A 1,184-nucleotide genomic window follows, 5' to 3' on the forward strand; every position below is an offset into this window, starting at 1 on the left:
GCTGGAGGCCGCCCGGCAGCGGCTCACCGCCCTGGCGGCCAAGCGGGTGATGACGGACGGAATGGCCTACGTCCAGGACAAGCGGCTGGACCTGGACCACTTACAGCAGCGGCTGGGGGACGTGACCGGCGCGGTGCTGGGGCGGCACCGGCAGAAATTCGCGGCCCTGGCGGCGTCGCTGGACGCCATGAGCCCCCTGGCGGTGCTGGGCCGGGGCTACGCCGTGGCCCGGGATGAACAAGGGAAGATCTTGAAAAGCTGGCGGGAGACGGCGCCGGGCAGCCGGGTGTCCGTCACGTTGGGAGAGGGCGGCTTCACCGCCGTGGTGGACAAGCCCTATACGAAGGAGGAACAGCCATGAGCGCGAAGAAACAGACGTTCGAGCAGGAGATCGCCCGGCTGGAGGAGATCGTGGCGGCACTGGAGAAGGGGGATGCCCCCCTGGCGGACTCTCTGGCGTTGTTTGAGGAGGGGACGAAGCTGATCGCCGCCTGCTCCCAGGAGCTGGACGCGGCGGAGCAGAAGGTGGTCAAGCTGATGAAGGGACCTGACGGCGCGCCGGTGGAGCTGCCCTTCGGGGAGGAGGAGCAGGGATGAGCGAACAGGTGTTTCAGACCCGGTATGAGACCTACCGCACGGCGGTGGAGTCGTATCTGGAGACCCTCTTTGCCGGGAGGCCGGACTGGCGGGACCTGTATGAGTCCATGCGGTACAGCCTGCTGGCGGGGGGCAAGCGCATCCGGCCGGTGCTGACCCTGGAGTTTGCCCGGCTGGCGGGCCTTGCGGACTGGAAGACGGCCCTGCCCATGGCCTGCGCCCTGGAGCTGGTCCACACCTACTCCCTGATCCACGACGACCTGCCCTGCATGGACAACGACGACCTGCGCCGGGGCAAGCCCACCAACCACAAGGTCTACGGCGAGACGCTGGCCGTGCTGGCGGGGGACGCCCTCCAGCCGGAGGCCTACCGCCTGATCCTGACGGCGCCGGGGCTGGACGAGAGCCGCCGGGCCGCCTGCGGCCGCATCCTGGCGGAGGTCTCCGGCGCGGACGGCATGGTGGCGGGCCAGGTGCTGGACACCCTCCACGCCCCGAAGACCGAGGCGGAGGTGACGGAGGTCCACCGGCTCAAGACCGGGGCCATGATCGCCGGGGCCTGCCGCCTGGGCGTGGCCGCGGCGGGG

The 1,184-nt window shown here is 70.2% G+C and carries 3 protein-coding genes; all 3 read left to right on the forward strand.

Annotated elements, in window-relative coordinates; all coding sequences use genetic code 11:
- Window positions 1-361, forward strand: a 361-nt coding sequence (locus HMPREF1546_RS18525) for an exodeoxyribonuclease VII large subunit (RefSeq protein WP_036637102.1), incomplete at its 5' end; no start/stop codon positions are given.
- Window positions 358-597 carry an exodeoxyribonuclease VII small subunit gene (xseB, locus tag HMPREF1546_RS15625; RefSeq protein WP_021749003.1) on the forward strand — a complete coding sequence of 80 codons (240 nt, stop codon included), beginning with the start codon at window positions 358-360 and terminating at the stop codon, window positions 595-597. The genes HMPREF1546_RS18525 and xseB, both read left to right, overlap by 4 nt.
- A partial coding sequence (locus tag HMPREF1546_RS15630) for a polyprenyl synthetase family protein (protein ID WP_021752113.1) occupies window positions 594-1,184 on the forward strand: 591 nt, incomplete at its 3' end. The genes xseB and HMPREF1546_RS15630, both read left to right, overlap by 4 nt.

Source organism: Oscillibacter sp. KLE 1745 (genome assembly GCF_000469445.2).
GTDB lineage: Bacteria > Bacillota > Clostridia > Oscillospirales > Oscillospiraceae > Oscillibacter > Oscillibacter welbionis.